The sequence below is a fragment of the Sphingomonas cannabina genome (assembly GCF_021391395.1).
GTDB classification, from domain to species: Bacteria; Pseudomonadota; Alphaproteobacteria; order Sphingomonadales; family Sphingomonadaceae; genus Sphingomonas; species Sphingomonas cannabina.
This window is the reverse complement of record NZ_CP090059.1, coordinates 2,294,484-2,311,081: the sequence shown is the minus strand read 5'-3', so window position 1 is coordinate 2,311,081 and position 16,598 is coordinate 2,294,484. Positions and strand designations below refer to the sequence as shown.

Here is a 16,598-nt window from a genome sequence, read left to right as displayed (position 1 = left end):
GGATCGCTACATCGCGCCGGCAGGAGGGCCGTGAATGACCGAAGCCGTTGGCAAGCTGCTTTTGTTCGGCGCGACGGGCGATCTCGCCCAGCGCATGTTGCTGCCGTCGCTCTACGGCCTCCATGCCGACGGGCTGCTGCCCGAGAAGCTCACCATCACCGGCACCGCGCGGTCGGATCATGACGACGCCGGCTATCGCGATTTCGCCAGCAAGGCGCTCGACGAGTTCCTGCCCGCCGACCGCAAGGACAAGGCGGCGATCGCCTCCTTCCTCGACCGGCTTGGCTACCAGCCGCTCGACGCCTCGAAGCTGGACGGCTTCCCCGCCCTCGCCGAGAAGATCGGCGACGTCTCTGGGGGGCTCGCCATTTTCCTGTCGACAGCGCCTTTCCTGTTCGAGCCGACGATCAAGGGCCTCGATTCGGTCGGCCTCGCCGGCGAGACGGTGCGGATCGGCCTGGAGAAGCCGCTCGGCCACGATCTCGCCTCCAGCCGCGAGATCAACGATGCGGTCGCCCATGCCTTCCCCGAGGAGCGCACCTTCCGCATCGACCATTATCTCGGCAAGGAGACGGTGCAGAACATCCTGGCGCTGCGCTTCGGCAACTCGCTGTTCGAGCCGATCTGGAACGCGCGCGGGATCGACCATGTCCAGATCACCATCGCCGAGACGGTGGGGCTGGAGGATCGGGCCGGCTATTACGATACCGCCGGGGCGCTGCGCGACATGGTGCAGAACCACATGCTCCAGCTGCTCGCGTTGATCGCGATGGAGCCGCCTGCCCGCTTCGACGGCACCTCGATCCGTGACGAGAAGGTCAAGGTGCTGCGCTCGCTCCGCCGCATCGCGCCGGCCGAGGTCGGCCACCTCACCGTCACCGGCCAGTACGGCGCCGGCGCGGTCAAGGGCGAGATCGTCAAGGGCTATGACGAGGAGCTCGGGAAGGATTCGAGCACCGAGACCTTCGTCGCGATCAAGGCGCACGTCGACAATTGGCGCTGGCAGGGCGTGCCCTTCTACCTGCGCACCGGCAAGCGCCTGCCCCAGCGCCAGAGCGAGATCTCGATCCAGTTCAAGGGCGTGCCCCACTCGATCTTCGCCGAGCGCGGCGGGCAGCTCCAGCCCAACACGCTGGTGATCCGCCTCCAGCCCGAGGAATATGTCCGCCTGCTGGTGATGGCGAAGCAGCCCGGGCTCGACCGCGAGGGCATCAGGCTGCGCGAGGTGCCGCTCAACCTCAGCCTTGAGCACGAGTTCGCCGGCACCCGCCGCCGCATCGCCTATGAGCGGTTGCTGCTCGATCTGATCGAGGGCGACCCCACCCTCTTCGTCCGCCGCGACGAGGTGGAGGCGCAATGGCAGTGGATCGACGCGATCCGCGCCGGCTGGATCGCCAACGACATCAAGCCCAAGCCCTATCCCTCGGGAAGCTGGGGCCCGTCCGCCAGCATCGCGCTCACCGAACGGGACGGCGTGACGTGGACGGAGTAGTACGCCCCAATCCTTCGTCATTCCCGCCTTCGCGGGAATGACGGCGTAGAAGCAAAAAGAGAAAGCGCGCATGACCGACGAAATCGAATGGTGGGACTATGACGACGCGGCCGAGATGGCGGAGGCGGTCGCCGGTGACCTCGCCTTCGTGATCGAGAGTGCGATCGACGCGCGCGGGACGGCGGTGATCGCGCTCGCCGGCGGCAAGACCCCGCTTCCCATCTACGAGCGGCTCGCCGAGACCAAGCTCGACTGGTCGCGCGTCACCATCATCCCCGGCGACGAGCGCATCGTGCCGCTCGGCGACCCGCTGTCGAACGTGACCGCGATCGGCAAGGTCTTCATCCCCAAGCGCGCCCGCGTCATCCCGCTGCTCAGCGCCACCGCGCCCGACTACAAGGCGGCCGGCCGCGCCGCCGACGCGCTGCTCCAGGACCTCCACTGGCCGCTCGACCTCTGCCTGCTCGGCGTCGGCGGCGACGGGCATTGCGCCTCGATCTTCCCCGGTCCCGACTACGACGAGGCGCTGAACGGCCCCAAGGAGCGCCGCGCGCTCGGTGTGATGCCCGATCCGCTGCCGCCCGAAGCCCCCGTCCCGCGCGTCACGCTGAGCCGCGCCGCCATCGTCTCCGCCCGCGCGCTCACCATCGCCATCACCGGCGACGCCAAGCGCCAGGTGGTCGAGGATGCTGTGAAAGGCGGTGCCTCCTCCCCCTATCCGATCGGCCGCATCCTTGCCGACGTGGAACTGCCGGTCGACATCCACTGGAGCCCCGCATGACCCTCCACCCCGAAGTCGCCGCGGTCACCGACCGCATCATCGAACGCTCGAAGCCGGGCCGCGCCGCCTATCTCGGGCTGATGGAAGGCCAGCGTGCCACCGGCGTCGACCGGCCGATGCTCGGCTGCGCCAACCTCGCCCACGGCTATGCCGGTACCGACGAGGACCGCGACGCGATGCGGCCGGCCAACCGGATGAACATCGGGATTGTAACGGCTTACAACGACATGTTGTCAGCCCATGCGACCTATTACCGCTACCCGGAGCAGATGAAAATCTGGGCGCGCGAGGCCGGCGTCACCGCCCAGGTCGCCGGCGGCGTGCCGGCGATGTGCGACGGCGTGACGCAGGGCTATGCCGGCATGGAGCTGTCGCTGTTCAGCCGCGACACCATCGCCCTCTCCACCGCCATCGCGCTCAGCCACGGCATGTTCGAGGGTGCGGCGCTGCTCGGCATCTGCGACAAGATCGTGCCGGGCCTGCTGATCGGCGCGCTGCGCTTCGGCCATCTGCCGATGGTGCTGATCCCCGGCGGCCCGATGCGGTCCGGCCTCGCCAACAAGGACAAGGCCCGCATCCGCGAGCTCTACGCCGAGGGCAAGGCGAGCCGCGAGGAACTGCTCGACGCCGAGATCGCCGCCTATCATTCGAAGGGTACCTGCACCTTCTACGGCACCGCCAATTCCAACCAGATGATGATGGAGGCGATGGGCCTCCACATGCCCGGCGCCGCCTTCCCCAACCCCGGCACCAAGCTCCGCCAGGAATTGACCCGCGCCGCGGTGCACCGGCTGGCGAAGATCGGCTGGGACGGCAACGACTATCGCCCGCTCGCCGAATGCGTCGACGAGCGCGCGATCGTCAACGCGATGGTAGCGCTGCTCGCGACCGGCGGCTCGACCAATCATCTCATCCACCTGCCGGCGATCGCCCGCGCGGCGGGGATCACGATCGACTGGGAGGATTTCGACCGCCTGTCGAAGGTCGTTCCCCTCCTCACCCGCGTCTATCCCAACGGCAGCGCGGACGTGAACATGTTCGAGGACGCCGGCGGTCCGCCGCTGGTGATCCGCGAGCTGCTGAAGGGTGGCCTGCTCCACGACGACATCGTCACCATCGCCGGCGAAATGAAGGACTACGCCCGCAAACCTCATATCGAGAATGAGGAGCTGGTCTGGCGCGACCTGCCCGAGGAAAGCGGCGACGACAGCATCGTCCGGCTGATCGACAACCCCTTCCAGCCCGAGGGTGGCTTCCGCATCCTCGCCGGCAATCTCGGCCGCGCCTGCATCAAGGTATCGGCGGTCGATCCCGATCGCTGGACGATCGAGGCGCCCTGCCGCGTCTTCACCGACCAGTCGGAGGTCCAGGCCGCGTTCAAGGCGGGCGAGCTCGACCGAGACGTGGTGGTGGTGGTCCGCTTCCAGGGCCCGCAGGCGAACGGCATGCCCGAGCTCCACAAGCTCACCCCGCCGCTCGGCGTGCTCCAGAACCGCGGCTTCCGCGTCGCGCTGGTCACCGACGGCCGCATGTCGGGCGCGAGCGGCAAGGTGCCCTGCGCAATTCACGTCTCGCCCGAGGCGAAGGGCGGCGGCCCGATTGCCAAGCTGCGCGACGGCGACATCGTCCGCCTCGATAGCGAGGCCGGCGTGCTGACCGCGCTGGTCGACGAGGCCGAATGGGCCGCCCGCCCGCTCGCCGAGCCGCCCGCCCCCGCGCTCGGCACCGGCCGCGAGCTGTTCGCGCTGATGCGCCGCGGCGTCTCGACCGCCGAGGAAGGCGCCTCGGCGATGCTGGCGGAGATGGCAGCGTGATCTTGCTTGCCCGCCATGCTGGACTTGGTCCGGCATCCAGGGCCAAACGCGGAGTCGCCCGAAACTCTGGATGCCGGATCAGGTCCGGCATGGCGAATTTGGAGGCTTGATTGGAAGTCGTAGCAGTCGACATCGGCGGGACCCACGCCCGCTTCGCCATCGCCGAGGTCGAGGGCGGCCGCGTCGTCCGTCTCGGCGAGCCCGACACGCTCAAGACCGCCGAGCACGCGAGCCTGCAGACCGCCTGGCAGCATTTCGCCAAGGATTACGGCAAGCCCCTCCCCCGCGCCGCCGCGATCGCGGTCGCCTCGCCGGTGAACGACGAACTGATCAAACTCACCAACAATCCGTGGATCATCCGTCCGCGGCTCGTTCCGGAACGGCTCGACGTCGACGATTACGTCCTCATCAACGATTTCGGCGCGGTCGGCCACGCCGTCGCCCAGGTGCCGCACGACCAGTTCGTCCACATATGCGGTCCCGACACCGAGCTCCCCGAGCGCGGCTCGATCACCGTGTGCGGTCCCGGCACCGGGCTCGGCGTCGCCCAGGTATTCCGCGGCGCCGAGCGCTATCACGTGATCGAGACCGAGGGCGGCCACATGGACTTCGCCCCGCTCGACCGCATCGAGGACGCGATGCTCCAGCGGCTGCGCAGGACCTACACCCGCGTCTCCGCCGAGCGCATCGCCGCCGGCCCCGGCATCGTCGCCATCTACGAGACGCTGGCCGAGATCGAGGGCCGTCCGATCCAGCGGCTCGACGACAAGGCGATCTGGGCGCTGGCGTTCGAGGGCAAGGACAGCCTCGCCCTCGCCGCGCTCGACCGCTTCTGCCTGAGCCTCGGCGCGATCGCGGGCGACCTCGCGCTTGCCCATGGCCCCAAGGGTGTGGTGATCGCCGGCGGCCTCGGCCTCAAGCTCAAGGACAAGCTGCTCGCATCGGGCTTCGGCCAGCGCTTCGTCGCCAAGGGGCGGTTCCAGTCGCTGATGGCGTCGATCCCGGTCAAGCTCATCACCCATCCCCAGCCCGGCCTGTTCGGCGCCGCCGCGGCCTACGCCCAGAAACTCGAAGGATTCCACTCGTGAGCGACATCGAAACGATCATGCGCACCAGCGCGGTCATCCCCGTGCTGGTGATCGAGGACGCCGCCACCGCCCGTCCGCTCGCCGAGGCGCTCGTCGAGGGCGGGCTCAAGGTGCTTGAGGTGACGATGCGCACCGGCGCCGCGATCGAGGCGATCCGTGAGATGAAGCAGGTTCCGGGCGCGATCGTCGGCGCCGGCACCGTGGTCTCGACCGCGCAGTTCGAAGCGGTGATGGACGCCGGCGCCGAGTTCATCGTCTCCCCCGGCCTCACCGAGACGCTCGGCCGCCCGATCGTCGAGAGCGGCGTGCCCTTCCTCCCCGGCGTGGCGAGCGCAGGCGACATCATGCGCGGCTATGACCTGGGCCTCAGGCACTTCAAGTTCTTCCCCGCCGAGACCTCCGGCGGCCTCAAGGCGCTCAAGGCGCTCGCCGCACCCTTCTACGAAGCGAAGTTCTGCCCCACCGGCGGCGTCACCCAGGCGAGCGCGCCCGACTGGCTGGCGTTCGACCCTGTGCTCTGCGTCGGCGGCAGCTGGATCGCGAGCGGCAGCATGGCCGAAGTGGAGGCCAAGGCACGCGAGGCGGCGGGGCTGCGCCGATAAGCGCAACCGTCACCCCGGCCTTGTGCCGGGGTCCACGGTGCCGCGAGCCAATCGGTCGAAGTAATGGTGGCCCGGTGGATGCCGGACCAAGTCCGGCATGACGATGATGGCTAGTTTGAACTGCCGCGTCGGCCGACCAGCAACAGCGTGAACAGCCACGCCAGCACCAGATAGACGATAAGCGGCGGATTGATCCGCCCATCCTCGATCACGTAGCGCGAGGTCGCCACCGTGAACACACCGGCCGCGAAGCCGTTGGCGGCCAGCAACGCACGCGGTGCGATCCCCGCCGGCATCAGCGCGGCGACGATCAGTCCCAGCGACAGGATGAGATCAGGCGCGATGAACACCCGGATGCTCATCCCCCCGGTCAGCACCATGTAGGCGAGCGTCACACCCATCAACGCGCTCACCACCCGGATCGCGCGCAGCATCGTCACATCTCGCCCCGCGCCCGGCGGATCGCGTACCACTTCTGCACATTGGCGTTGTGCTGCTCCAGCGTGTCCGCGAACACATGCCCGCCGGTGCCGTCGGCGACGAAGTAGAGCGCGTTCGACTGCGCCGGATCGAGCACCGCGTCGATCGAGGCACGTCCCGGATTGGCGATCGGCCCCTCCGGCAACCCGGCCATCGTGTAGGTGTTGTACCCGTTCTTCGCCTCCAGCTCCGAGCGCAGGATACGCCGCCCGAGCGGCTTGCCCTTGGTGATCGGATAGATCACCGTCGGATCCGCCTGCAGCGGCATCCCCCGCTTCAGCCGGTTGGAATAGACTGCCGCCACCATCCGCCGCTCTTCGGGCTTGCCGGTCTCCTTCTCGACGATTGAGGCGAGGATCAGCGCCTCGCGCGGTGTCTTCACCGCGATGCCCGGCTTCCGCTTCGCCCAGGCGGCGGCGAGATAGCGGTCCATCGCCCGCCGCATCCGCCCGAGCACTGCCTGCCGCGCATCGCCGCGCGAATAGCTGTAGCTGTCGGGGAGCACCGATCCCTCGGGCGGCACCGGCACGTTTCCGGTGAGCTGCGGCGCCTTCATCAGCGCCTCCTGCACCAGCACCGACGGCCATCCCTCCGGCACCGTCACGAAACGCTGGAGCGTCTTGCCACCCTGCAGCAGCTTCAGGATATCGGACTGGCTGATATGCGCCGGCAGCCGGTATTCGCCGGCCCGGATCGGCGCTGAACCGCCGAACAGCTTGGCGAACAGCGTGAACCGCCGCGCCGACGGGATCGCCCCCGCCTTCTCGAGCTCGACTGCCGCCCGCGACAGGCTGGCGCCCTCGGGCACCAGCACGCTGGCGTTGCGCTGGAGCGGCCCCTGACCGCCCCAGCTCTGCATGACGAGAAACAGGCCCGCGATCGCGAGCAGGCCAACCACCAGTCCCAGGCAGCCGAGCCTGCGCATGATCGGCTAGATCGCCTTCATCACCAGCGACGCGTTGGTGCCGCCGAAGCCGAAGCTGTTGTTGAGCACCGCCCGCACCTTGCGCTCCTTTGCAACGTGCGGGACGAGGTCGACGCCCGCGCAATTCTCGCTCGGGTTGTCGAGGTTGAGCGTCGGCGGCACCACCTGGTCGCGCAGCGCCAGGATGCAGAAGATGCTCTCCACCGCGCCCGCGCCGCCGAGCAGATGCCCGATCGCCGACTTGGTCGAGCTCATCGACAGATGGCCGATGTTATTGCCGAACAGCCGCCGCACCGCGCCCAGCTCGAGCTCGTCGCCGAGCGGCGTCGAGGTGCCGTGCGCGTTGATATAGTCGATGTCGGCGAGGTCGAGTCCCGACTTGCGCATCGCCATCTCCATCGACCGATAGGCACCGGAGCCCTCGGGATGCGGCGCGGTGACGTGATAGGCGTCGCCCGACAGGCCATAGCCGACCACCTCGGCATAGATCTTGGCGCCGCGCTTCTTGGCGCGCTCATATTCCTCGAGCACGACCACGCCCGCGCCCTCGCCCATCACGAAGCCGTCGCGGGCCTCGTCCCACGGCCGGCTGGCGCGCCACGGCTCGTCGCGGAAGCCGGTCGACAGCGCGCGCGCCTGGCCGAAGCCGGCGATGCCGATCGGGCAGATCGCGCCCTCCGCGCCGCCCGCGAGCATGACGTCGGCATCGTCGCGCGCGATCATCGCGGCGGCGTCGCCGATCGAATGCGCGCCGGTCGAGCAGGCGGTCACCACGGCGTGATTCGGACCCATCAGGCCGTATTTGATCTGCACCTGGCCGGTGATGAGGTTGATGAGCCGGCCGTGGACGAAATGCGGGGACACGCGCTTCGGCCCCTTGTGCTCCAGCACCAGCGATTCGCTCTCGATGCCCGGCAGGCCGCCGATGCCCGATCCGATCGAGCAGCCCGCGCGGAACCGTTCCTCCTCGGTCATGTCGGTGAGGCCGGCGTCCTCGATCGCCTGGCCGGCGGCGTCGATGCCGTAGACGATGAACGGATCGACCTGGCGCTGCACCTTGTGGTCGACGCGCTTGTTGGGGTCGAAGCCATATTCATGGTCGGCCGGCTTCACTTCGCAGGCATAATTGCTGTGGTAATCGGACGCGTCGAAGCGCGTGATCGTCCCGGCGCCGGACTTGGCGGCGATGATGTTCTTCCAGGCAGTCTCGACATCGGCACCCAGCGGGGTGACGAGCCCGAGGCCGGTCACGACGACGCGACGCATGGCTCTCTCCGTGTTCCCATCTTCAAAAACGCCAACGGCTCCCAGCCCCATGAGATGCCCGGGACGGGGAGCCGCTGCAGATCATTCGCTCGCCCGCTCGGGGAGCGGTCGGGCGAAACTCAGCCCTTGTGCTCGTCGATGTACGCGATCGCGTCCTTGACGGTCGTGATCTTCTCGGCGGCGTCGTCCGGGATCTCGACCCCGAACTCTTCCTCGAACGCCATCACCAGCTCGACGATGTCGAGGCTGTCCGCGCCCAGATCGTCGATGAAGCTCGCGTCCTCGGTCACCTTGTCCGCCTCGACGCCGAGGTGCTCGACGACGATCTTCTTCACGCGGTCGGCGGTTTCGCTCATGCCCTGTTCCTTCTTACGGGTGTTCGTGTGTGTTGCCGAACGCAACTAGAGTGCGGCCGGGGCCCTTGCAAGGGGCGCGGTGGTTCACGGCATCGCCATGCCGCCGTTCACATGCAACGTCTGGCCGGTGACATAGCCCGCCTCGCGGCTCGCCAGATAGACCACGGCAGCGCCGATATCCGCGCCCGAGCCCAGGTCCCCGGTCGGGATTCGGCCGAGCAACGCCTCCTTCTGCGCGTCGGGCAGCACGTCGGTCATCGCAGACCGGATGAAGCCGGGCGCGACGCAGTTGACGGTGATGCCGCGGCTGGCGAGCTCCTGCGCCAGCGCCTTGGACATGCCGATCAGCCCCGCCTTGGACGCGGCATAATTGGCCTGCCCCGGGTTGCCGGTCACGCCCACCACCGAGGTGATCGACACGATCCGCCCGAATCGCGCCTTCATCATCGGCTTGGCCGCGGCGCGGGCGAGGCGGAAGGCCGCCTCCAGGTTGACGCGGATCACCTGATCCCATTCCTCGTCCTTCATCCGCATCGCGAGATTGTCGCGGGTGACGCCGGCATTGTTGACGAGGATGTCGAGCTTCCCGCCCAGCGCCTCGACCGCCCGCGGCACCAACTGGTCGACCGCTGCGCCATCGGAGAGATCGCACTGTAATGCGACATGATCGCCGCCGAGCTTCGCCCGATAAGCCTCCAGCTTCTCCGCATTGGACCCGGACACCGCCAGCCGAGCCCCCTGCCCCGCCAGCGCCTCGGCAATCGCCGAACCGATGCCACCCGAAGCGCCGGTCACCAAAGCGGTCATGCCTGTGAGGTCGAACAAGTTCATTCTCCTGTGTTTTGTTCACGCAGAGACGCAGAGAGCGCAGAGGGCGTGTAGCTGTTGACTACGCGCTTCACTCCTTCCTTCAGCGTCGCGCCACCAAAATTGATAAGCAGCCCAACGGGCTGCTTGAGCAATCGAAGGTAGGTCAGCAATTGCTTCCCGTGGACCGGCGCAAGCCGGTCGATCGACTTGATTTCAACGATCAGGCGCTCTTCGACCAGAAGATCGATGCGAAAGGCGTTATCAATCCGCACGCCATCAAATTCAATGTTCACCGCATGTTGCCGTACAACGCGGTAACCCGCGGCCGCAAGCCGCGCAGCCATCAATGCCTCATAAGCGGATTCAAGTAACCCCGGACCCAGTTCGCGATGCAGCCTCAGCGCCACATCCAGAACGTCTCCGCTGATCACATCGATATCCTTCAAGCGCGCCCTCTCTGCGCTCTCCGCGTCTCTGCGTGAACCAAAACACTACAACGCCTTAGCCAGCCCCTCGATATCGTCCATCCCGATCACGCTCGTCGCCACGGCATCCGGCGCGATGCGTTTGACCATCGCACCCAGCACCTTGCCGCCGAGCTCCACGAAGTCATGCACCCCGGCATCCCACATCGCCGCCACCGATTCGCGCCAGCGCACCATGCCGGTGACCTGCTCGACCAGCAGCGCCTTGATCACGACGGGATCGGCCACCGGTGCCGCGGTGACATTGGCATAGACCGGCACCAGCGGCGCACGCAGCTCGACGTCGGCCAGCGCCTTCTCCATCGCCTCGGCGGCCGGCTGCATCAGCGGGCAGTGGAACGGCGCCGATACCGGCAGCAGCACCGCGCGCTTCGCTCCCATGTCCTTGGCGATCGCGACGGCGCGTTCGATCGCGCCGGCCGCGCCGGAGATCACCACCTGCGAGGGATCGTTGTCGTTGGCGACGGTGCACACTTCACCCTCGGCCGCGGCGTCGGCGATCGCCTGCGCCTTCTCCCGGTCCGCGCCGAGCAGCGCCGCCATCGCCCCCATGCCGACCGGCACCGCCGCCTGCATCGCCTGCCCGCGCAGCTTCAGCAGCCGGGCCGTCGTGGCGAGGTCGAGCGCGCCGGCCGCGCACAATGCCGTATATTCGCCGAGCGAATGGCCGGCGACATAGTCCGCCTTGTCGGCAAGCCGGATCCCGCCCTCGCGCTCCAGCACGCGCAGCACCGCGATCGCATTGGCCATGATCGCCGGCTGGGCATTCTCGGTCAGCATGAGCTGGTCCTCGGGCCCTTCCGCCATCAGCCGCGACAGATTCTGCCCCAGCGCGTCGTCGACCTCCTGAAACACTTCGCGCGCATGGCTGCTCGCCGCCGCGAGCGCCGCACCCATGCCGACCGACTGGCTCCCCTGTCCTGGAAAGATGAAGGCGCGCATGATCCCCTCCTCGCGGCCCGAATGAACGAAGCCGCCCGGTTAGGAGCACCGCCCGCGCGAGGCAAGCGGGCGAAGATGAACAAAGCTTTCCGCACCGCGACACTCTGCGACCATTTCGCGACCGGATCGACACAGGCGCGGGACAGTCGCCCCCTACTTCTCTCCATGTCGCCGACGAGGTGACTGAAAGAGGAGGATTTTATGAAGAAGATGATCCTGGCGGCCGTCGCCGCTTCGCTGGTCGCCGCGCCCACCATGGCCGCGCCGTACGACCAGCACCGCTCATCGACCGTGGTGCGCCACACCCCGGGCAAGACCGTCGTCGTGAAGCGCGACGTCCGCAAGACCAACTACCGCGCATGGCGCAAGGGCCAGCGGTTCGATCATCGCTATGCCCGCAACTACCGGGTGGTGAACAACTGGCAGGCCTATCGCGGCCGTCACCTCTATGCGCCGCCGCGCGGCTACCATTGGGTGCGCTCGGGCAACGACGCGGTGCTCGTCGCGCTAGCCGGCAGCCTGATCGGCGCGGTCGTCGCAGGCGCCTTCAACTAAGCGAGGGGCTTGCCTTTCGGTCAAAAATCCGTAGAGGCAGCGCCACAGCCGGGGCGGAGAGCCAGTCTCTCCGCCCCTGTGCTGTTTGAGTACGGAAGACAGCCGGAGGGGCGTCCGCATGGGGCGGCGTCAGCGATCGGCCAAGACGGGAAAGACCACATGGCTCTGTACGAGCATGTGTTCCTTGCGCGCCAGGACCTGGCACAGGCGCAAGTGGACGCACTGGCGGAAGCCGCCACCAAGATCGTCGAGGACCACAAGGGCAAGGTCGTGAAGACCGAGACCTGGGGCCTCCGCAGCCTCGCCTATCGCATCGCGAAGAACCGCAAGGCGCACTATGTGATGCTCGAGATCGACGCCCCCGGCGACACCGTCGCCGAGCTGGAGCGCCAGATCCAGATCAACGAGGACGTCATCCGCTACATGACCGTCAAGGTCGACGCGCATGAGAACGGCCCGAGCGTGATGATGCGCAAGTCGGACCGTGACCGCGAGCGCCGCGGCGACCGTGGCGAAGGCCGCCCGGGCGGTGACCGCCCGCGCCGCGACCGTGACGACAACTTCGCCGGGGAGCAGAACTGATGGCCCGCGCTTTCTTCCGCCGCCGCAAGAGCTGCCCCTTCTCCGCGAAGGACGCGCCGCGGATCGATTACAAGGACGTCCGCCTGCTTCAGGGCTTCGTGTCGGAGCGTGGCAAGATCGTCCCGTCGCGCATCACCTCGGTGAGCGCCAAGAAGCAGCGCGAGCTCGCCCAGGCGATCAAGCGCGCCCGTCACCTGGGCCTTCTGCCCTACGTCGTTAAGTAAGGAGCGGCACAGATGGAAGTCATCCTGCTTGAGCGCGTCGAGAAGCTCGGCGCCATCGGCGACGTGGTGAAGGTGAAGGACGGGTTCGCCCGCAACTTCCTCCTGCCGCGCAAGAAGGCGCTGCGCGCCAACGAAGCCAACCGCAAGGTCTTCGAGGCCAACCGCGAGCGGATCGAGGCGGAGAACGCCGCCCGCCGCACCGAGGCCGAGAAGGAGTCCAAGACGCTCGAGGGCGCCAGCGTCACGCTGATCCGCCAGGCGTCGAACACCGGCCAGCTCTACGGCTCGGTCGCGGTGCGCGACCTGGTCGAGGCGCTCGGTGCCGACGGCCACAAGGTCGCCAAGTCGGCGATCGTGCTCGACCGCCCGATCAAGGCGATCGGCGTCTACGAGGTGAAGGTCGCCCTCCACGCCGAAGTGGCCGTGACGATCAAGGTCAACGTCGCCCGCTCGCCGGAAGAGGCCGACATGCAGGCACAGGGCGTCGACGTGATGGCGGCGATGTTCGAGAAGGACGAAGCCGGCTTCACCGAGGACTATGACCCCAACGCCGAGCCGGGCGCGACCGCCGAGGTCCAGCCCGAAGCCCCGGCCGAGGAGACGACCGAGGGCTGAGCCTGCGCGTCGACCGGAGTTTGAAAGGCCGTCCGCAGCGATGCGGGCGGCCTTTTCTTTCGGTTCACGCCAGTAGGTGGAATCCCCACCTCTCCCTCGTCACCCCGGCGAAGGCCGGGGTCCACTGCGCGGCAGGCCGATGCGCTGGAGCCTCTTGCCCTATGCTTGCTGCATGGTGGACCCCGGCCTTCGCCGGAGTGACGAGAGCGTATCGAATGAAACGCCAGAGGGTCTGTAAGCCGGGTTCTGTCCACTCCCCGAGGGGAGATGGGCGACCATTCCTCTAGGACGGCGCTCGCGCGCCGCCTCCAGCAACCAACCCGGGCGACGGGCCGGAACCAGGCCCATGTGCCGCCCCTATTCGGTCTTGCTCCCGGTGGGGTTTGCCGTGCCGCTTCCGTTACCGGTCGCGCGGTGCGCTCTTACCGCACCCTTTCACCCTTGCCCTGCCGAAGCGGGGCGGTCTGCTCTCTGTGGCACTGTCCCTGGGGTCGCCCCCGGCGGGCGTTACCCGCCACCGTGGTTTCCGTGGAGCCCGGACTTTCCTCGTGCCGAAACACGCGGCCGCCCGACCCTCTGGCACCATCCATGTAGCGAGGATGACGCCCGTCCGCCACCCTTCGTCGCTAAAGCCGCAATCCGATGCGCGGAGCAAGCCAGGTCGTCGCCACATACAGCAGCACGGTCACTGCGCATCCCAATGCCAGCGCCAACCAGAACGGCACGCCATGACGCAGCATCGCCGGGATCAATAGAAACATCGGCAGCGAAGGCAGCACGTACCAGAAGGTCGCCTCCGCATGGGCTGCCATGTTCGCGGCATCCGGCTTGTCACGCCACAGCCACATCATCCCGAGCACCGATACCAGCGGCAAGGAGGCGATGAGCGCTCCGAAACCCGGATAGCGTTTCGCCACTTCCGAGGCCGCCGCGATCAGGATGCCGGAGATCGCCGCCTTGATCGCGAGGTATAGCATCGCCTCAATCATCCCCCTGCGGCTTGGGCAGCAGCAGCGCGAGCAGGATCATGCGGCATTCGGCATCGATCTCGCCGTCGATCAGCTCGGGCCGGAAGCGGCGCTGGAAGGCCATGATCGCCGCCATCGGATCGGTCACCTCATAGCCGAACCGCTCGAGCGCAAGCAGGAAGCCCGCCTCGGTCCAGTGCGGGTCCATCAGGTTCCTCGTCGGCCGCGGCAGGGCAAGGCGCAGGCGCGCGAGCTTGCCCCAGGGGAACAGCTCGCCCGGATCGCGCTTGCGTGCCGGGGCGACGTCGGAATGACCGACGATATTGCCGCGCGTCAGCCCGTGCCGTTCCTTGATGTCGGCGACGAGCCGGATCACCGCCTCGATCTGCTCGTCCGGGAAGGGCCGATAGCCGAACTCATGCCCCGGATTGACGATCTCGATCCCGATCGAGGCCGAGTTGACGTCGGTGATCCCGCGCCAATGCGACTTGCCCGCGTGCCAGGCGCGCTTGCCTTCCTCGACCAGGCGCAGCACCGCGCCGTCCTCGGCGACGACATAATGGGCGGAGACCTTCGCCTCCGGGTCGCGCAGCCGTGCGATCGCCGCCTCGGCGCTTTCCATGCCGGTGTAGTGGAGCACCAACATCGAGACCGGCAGCGTGCGTTCGTCGAAATTGGGTGAGGGCGCGTCGATAACGTCCATGGGCCGCGCGAGATTGGGGCGGCGCGCGGCGAAACGCAACTAGGCGAGCTTGTAAAATCCCCGCCAGCGCTCGCTGGGCACGAACTTGTCGGTCTGCCCGATCACCGTCTCGCTCGCGCCGAGCACGAGCAGGCTGCCCGGCCGCATCGCCTTCGCCAGCCGCTCGAACACCCGCGCGCGTACGTCCGGCGCGAAATAGAGCATGATGTTGCGGCAGAGCACCAGGTCGAACGCCCCCGGCGGCGGCGGATCGCTGACGAGGTTGTGCTGGCGGAACTGTACGCGGCCGACCAGCTCGCGCTTGGCGGTCCACTCGGCCCCTTCCCCCTCGAACCAGGCGATCATGCGATGAATCGAAAGCCCGCGCTGCACCTCGAACTGCGAATAGCGCGCGGCACGGGCGCGACCGATCGCACCCGACGAGACGTCGGTCGCGACGATCTCCGGTGCGATGCCGTCCTCGATCAGCCGACGCTCGTGGAGCAGCATCGCGACGCTCAGCGGCTCCTGCCCCGTCGAGCAGCCCGCCGACCAGATGCGCAACCGCCGCCCTCGCGCCTCGCGCTTCATCGCGACCAGCGCGTCCCCCGCCATCTCCAGCACCGGAGCATCGCGGAAGAACGACGTCTCCTGATTGAGCAGCGCGTCGACCACGCGGTCGGACAGCGCACCGTCGCGCGAGGCGACGAGACCGTTCACCAGATCGTCCAAGCTCGTCATCCTCAGTTCGCGAAGGATCGGCTTCAGCGCCGCCTCCAGCCGCCACGACCGGCTGGCGGCGATCTGCTGTCCCGTGCGCTGCTCGAGCAGCGCGGCGATCGTATCCATGGCTCCGCCCAGCATCGGCCCCCGCACGATGGTCTGCTGCATCACGGCCGCGCGCTCCGTCCCGCGATCACCTGCCCGATCTCGTCGGGCGGCAGCACCGCCGTCGCCCCCGCCCCGTTGGCGACCGCGCCCGGCATTCCCCACACCACCGAGCTCGCGCGGTCCTGCACCAGCATCGATCCTCCCGCGGCGAGCACGTCCTGCGCGCCGATACTGCCGTCGCGCCCCATGCCCGACAGCACCACCCCGACCGCGCGCGGCCCGAACATCTCGGCGATCGAGGCGAACATTGGATCGACCGAGGGCATGCACCCGCTCACGCTTGCCTCTCGGGTGAGCCGGACCATGATCCCGCCGTCCAGTGCACGTGCGCAGCGCAAATGCGCATCGCCCGGCGCGACCACGATCCGGCCCGGCCGGATCGGCATCCGCTCCTCGGCGACATCGCATGGCCGCCCCGCCAGCAAGGCGAGCTGCGCCGCGAAATAGGGCATGAACGACCCCGGCAAATGCTGGGTGATCAGGATGGGCGTGTGGAAGCTCGACGGAATCGCCCGCAGCAGCCGTGAAAGCGCATGAATGCCGCCTGTCGAGGCACCGATCGCCACGACGTCGAACGCCGGCAGCATCGGCAGCGTGCGCCGGGGCGGGCCGACCGGCAGGATCACCGTCTCCGGTGCGGACTCGATCAACCGGCCGAGCCGCTCCTCCAGCACCTCGGCGAAGCGGCGGGCGAAGCCGGTGACCGGCTTCTCCAGCGTATCAGCGGCTCCGAGCGCGAGCGCATGCACAGTCGCCGCGGCGCCGTCGACGGCGGTTGAGGAGACGACGAGGATCCGCGCCCCCTGCCCCGCCGCGACCAGATCGGGCAGTGCGGTCAGGCCGTCGACACCGGGCATCTCCAGGTCGAGCAGGATGATCTCGACCCGATGCACCGCCAGGAAGGCGAGCGCCTCGCGCGCGGTGCCGACCGCACCCGCCACCACGAACCGGCTGGTCGCGTCGATCATCCGGCCGATCGCCGCGCGCGCGACCACCGAATCGTCGACGATCAGGACGGAAGCTGGTGCCACCTCTCCCGC

20 protein-coding genes and 1 other RNA gene are annotated in these 16,598 nt (G+C 68.1%); 9 read left to right on the top strand and 12 right to left on the bottom strand.

Going from position 1 to position 16,598, the window contains the following annotated elements:
* Positions 1-34: 34 nt before the first annotated feature.
* The 5 genes from zwf to eda all read left to right on the top strand — a co-directional run bounded on the left by zwf (position 35) and on the right by eda (position 5,777).
* Positions 35-1,492 (top strand): glucose-6-phosphate dehydrogenase, encoded by a 1,458-nt coding sequence (gene zwf, locus LZK98_RS10870; RefSeq protein ID WP_233782322.1) that lies wholly within the window; start codon positions 35-37, stop codon positions 1,490-1,492.
* 70 nt (positions 1,493-1,562) lie between these two features.
* Entirely contained in the window at positions 1,563-2,273 is a 711-nt protein-coding gene (gene pgl, locus LZK98_RS10865; protein WP_233782321.1) for a 6-phosphogluconolactonase, read from the top strand.
* Positions 2,270-4,087, top strand: a complete 1,818-nt coding sequence (edd, locus tag LZK98_RS10860; protein WP_233782320.1) for a phosphogluconate dehydratase — start codon at positions 2,270-2,272, stop codon at positions 4,085-4,087. The genes pgl and edd overlap by 4 nt, the downstream gene beginning before the upstream one ends.
* A gap of 110 nt (positions 4,088-4,197) precedes the next feature.
* A complete protein-coding gene (glk, locus tag LZK98_RS10855; RefSeq protein ID WP_233782319.1) occupies positions 4,198-5,175 on the top strand; it encodes a glucokinase in 978 nt (325 codons plus the stop codon).
* Between the two features lie 17 nt (positions 5,176-5,192).
* On the top strand, positions 5,193-5,777 hold the full coding sequence (gene eda / locus LZK98_RS10850; protein WP_233786560.1) for a bifunctional 4-hydroxy-2-oxoglutarate aldolase/2-dehydro-3-deoxy-phosphogluconate aldolase: 585 nt from the start codon (positions 5,193-5,195) through the stop codon (positions 5,775-5,777).
* Between the two features lie 110 nt (positions 5,778-5,887).
* Here eda and LZK98_RS10845 read toward each other — a convergent pair whose 3' ends face one another.
* The 7 genes from LZK98_RS10845 to fabD form a co-directional block, all read right to left on the bottom strand.
* Entirely contained in the window at positions 5,888-6,211 is a 324-nt protein-coding gene (locus LZK98_RS10845; RefSeq protein ID WP_233782318.1) for a hypothetical protein, read from the bottom strand.
* A gap of 2 nt (positions 6,212-6,213) precedes the next feature.
* Positions 6,214-7,182: an endolytic transglycosylase MltG gene (gene mltG / locus LZK98_RS10840; RefSeq protein WP_233782317.1), complete on the bottom strand. Its 969-nt coding sequence runs from the start codon at positions 7,180-7,182 to the stop codon at positions 6,214-6,216.
* Between the two features lie 6 nt (positions 7,183-7,188).
* Complete coding sequence (gene fabF, locus LZK98_RS10835; RefSeq protein WP_233782316.1) at positions 7,189-8,448, bottom strand: beta-ketoacyl-ACP synthase II; 1,260 nt, start codon at positions 8,446-8,448, stop codon at positions 7,189-7,191.
* Between the two features lie 119 nt (positions 8,449-8,567).
* Positions 8,568-8,804: an acyl carrier protein gene (locus LZK98_RS10830; protein WP_233782315.1), complete on the bottom strand. Its 237-nt coding sequence runs from the start codon at positions 8,802-8,804 to the stop codon at positions 8,568-8,570.
* 84 nt (positions 8,805-8,888) lie between these two features.
* On the bottom strand, positions 8,889-9,629 hold the full coding sequence (gene fabG / locus LZK98_RS10825; RefSeq protein ID WP_233782314.1) for a 3-oxoacyl-[acyl-carrier-protein] reductase: 741 nt from the start codon (positions 9,627-9,629) through the stop codon (positions 8,889-8,891).
* Between the two features lie 2 nt (positions 9,630-9,631).
* Positions 9,632-10,060, bottom strand: a complete 429-nt coding sequence (locus LZK98_RS10820) for a GxxExxY protein (protein ID WP_233782313.1) — start codon at positions 10,058-10,060, stop codon at positions 9,632-9,634.
* Between the two features lie 45 nt (positions 10,061-10,105).
* Positions 10,106-11,041 carry an ACP S-malonyltransferase gene (gene fabD, locus LZK98_RS10815; RefSeq protein WP_233782312.1) on the bottom strand — a complete coding sequence of 312 codons (936 nt, stop codon included), beginning with the start codon at positions 11,039-11,041 and terminating at the stop codon, positions 10,106-10,108.
* A gap of 201 nt (positions 11,042-11,242) precedes the next feature.
* Here fabD and LZK98_RS10810 point away from each other — a divergent pair, with 201 nt between their 5' ends.
* The 4 genes from LZK98_RS10810 to rplI all read left to right on the top strand — a co-directional run bounded on the left by LZK98_RS10810 (position 11,243) and on the right by rplI (position 13,017).
* The gene (locus LZK98_RS10810; RefSeq protein ID WP_233782311.1) at positions 11,243-11,596 is read left to right on the top strand and encodes an RcnB family protein; all 354 of its coding nucleotides are present in this window, start codon (positions 11,243-11,245) and stop codon (positions 11,594-11,596) included.
* A gap of 159 nt (positions 11,597-11,755) precedes the next feature.
* Entirely contained in the window at positions 11,756-12,178 is a 423-nt protein-coding gene (gene rpsF / locus LZK98_RS10805) for a 30S ribosomal protein S6 (RefSeq protein ID WP_233782310.1), read from the top strand.
* Positions 12,178-12,402, top strand: coding sequence for a 30S ribosomal protein S18 (gene rpsR, locus LZK98_RS10800; RefSeq protein WP_233782309.1), 225 nt, complete (start codon positions 12,178-12,180; stop codon positions 12,400-12,402). The genes rpsF and rpsR overlap by 1 nt, the downstream gene beginning before the upstream one ends.
* A 12-nt stretch (positions 12,403-12,414) precedes the next feature.
* Complete coding sequence (rplI, locus tag LZK98_RS10795; protein WP_233782308.1) at positions 12,415-13,017, top strand: 50S ribosomal protein L9; 603 nt, start codon at positions 12,415-12,417, stop codon at positions 13,015-13,017.
* 219 nt (positions 13,018-13,236) lie between these two features.
* Here the strand turns inward: rplI and rnpB are convergent.
* From rnpB to LZK98_RS10770, 5 genes are all read right to left on the bottom strand, one after another.
* Positions 13,237-13,597, bottom strand: an RNA gene (gene rnpB / locus LZK98_RS10790) — RNase P RNA component class A.
* 46 nt (positions 13,598-13,643) lie between these two features.
* Entirely contained in the window at positions 13,644-13,994 is a 351-nt protein-coding gene (locus tag LZK98_RS10785) for a DUF3147 family protein (protein ID WP_233786559.1), read from the bottom strand.
* Between the two features lie 4 nt (positions 13,995-13,998).
* Entirely contained in the window at positions 13,999-14,688 is a 690-nt protein-coding gene (locus LZK98_RS10780; protein ID WP_233782307.1) for an N-acetylmuramoyl-L-alanine amidase, read from the bottom strand.
* A gap of 39 nt (positions 14,689-14,727) precedes the next feature.
* Positions 14,728-15,558, bottom strand: a complete 831-nt coding sequence (locus LZK98_RS10775; protein ID WP_233782306.1) for a CheR family methyltransferase — start codon at positions 15,556-15,558, stop codon at positions 14,728-14,730.
* Positions 15,558-16,526, bottom strand: coding sequence for a chemotaxis protein CheB (locus tag LZK98_RS10770; protein ID WP_406694196.1), 969 nt, complete (start codon positions 16,524-16,526; stop codon positions 15,558-15,560). The genes LZK98_RS10775 and LZK98_RS10770 overlap by 1 nt, the downstream gene beginning before the upstream one ends.
* Between the last annotated feature and the right edge of the window lie 72 nt (positions 16,527-16,598).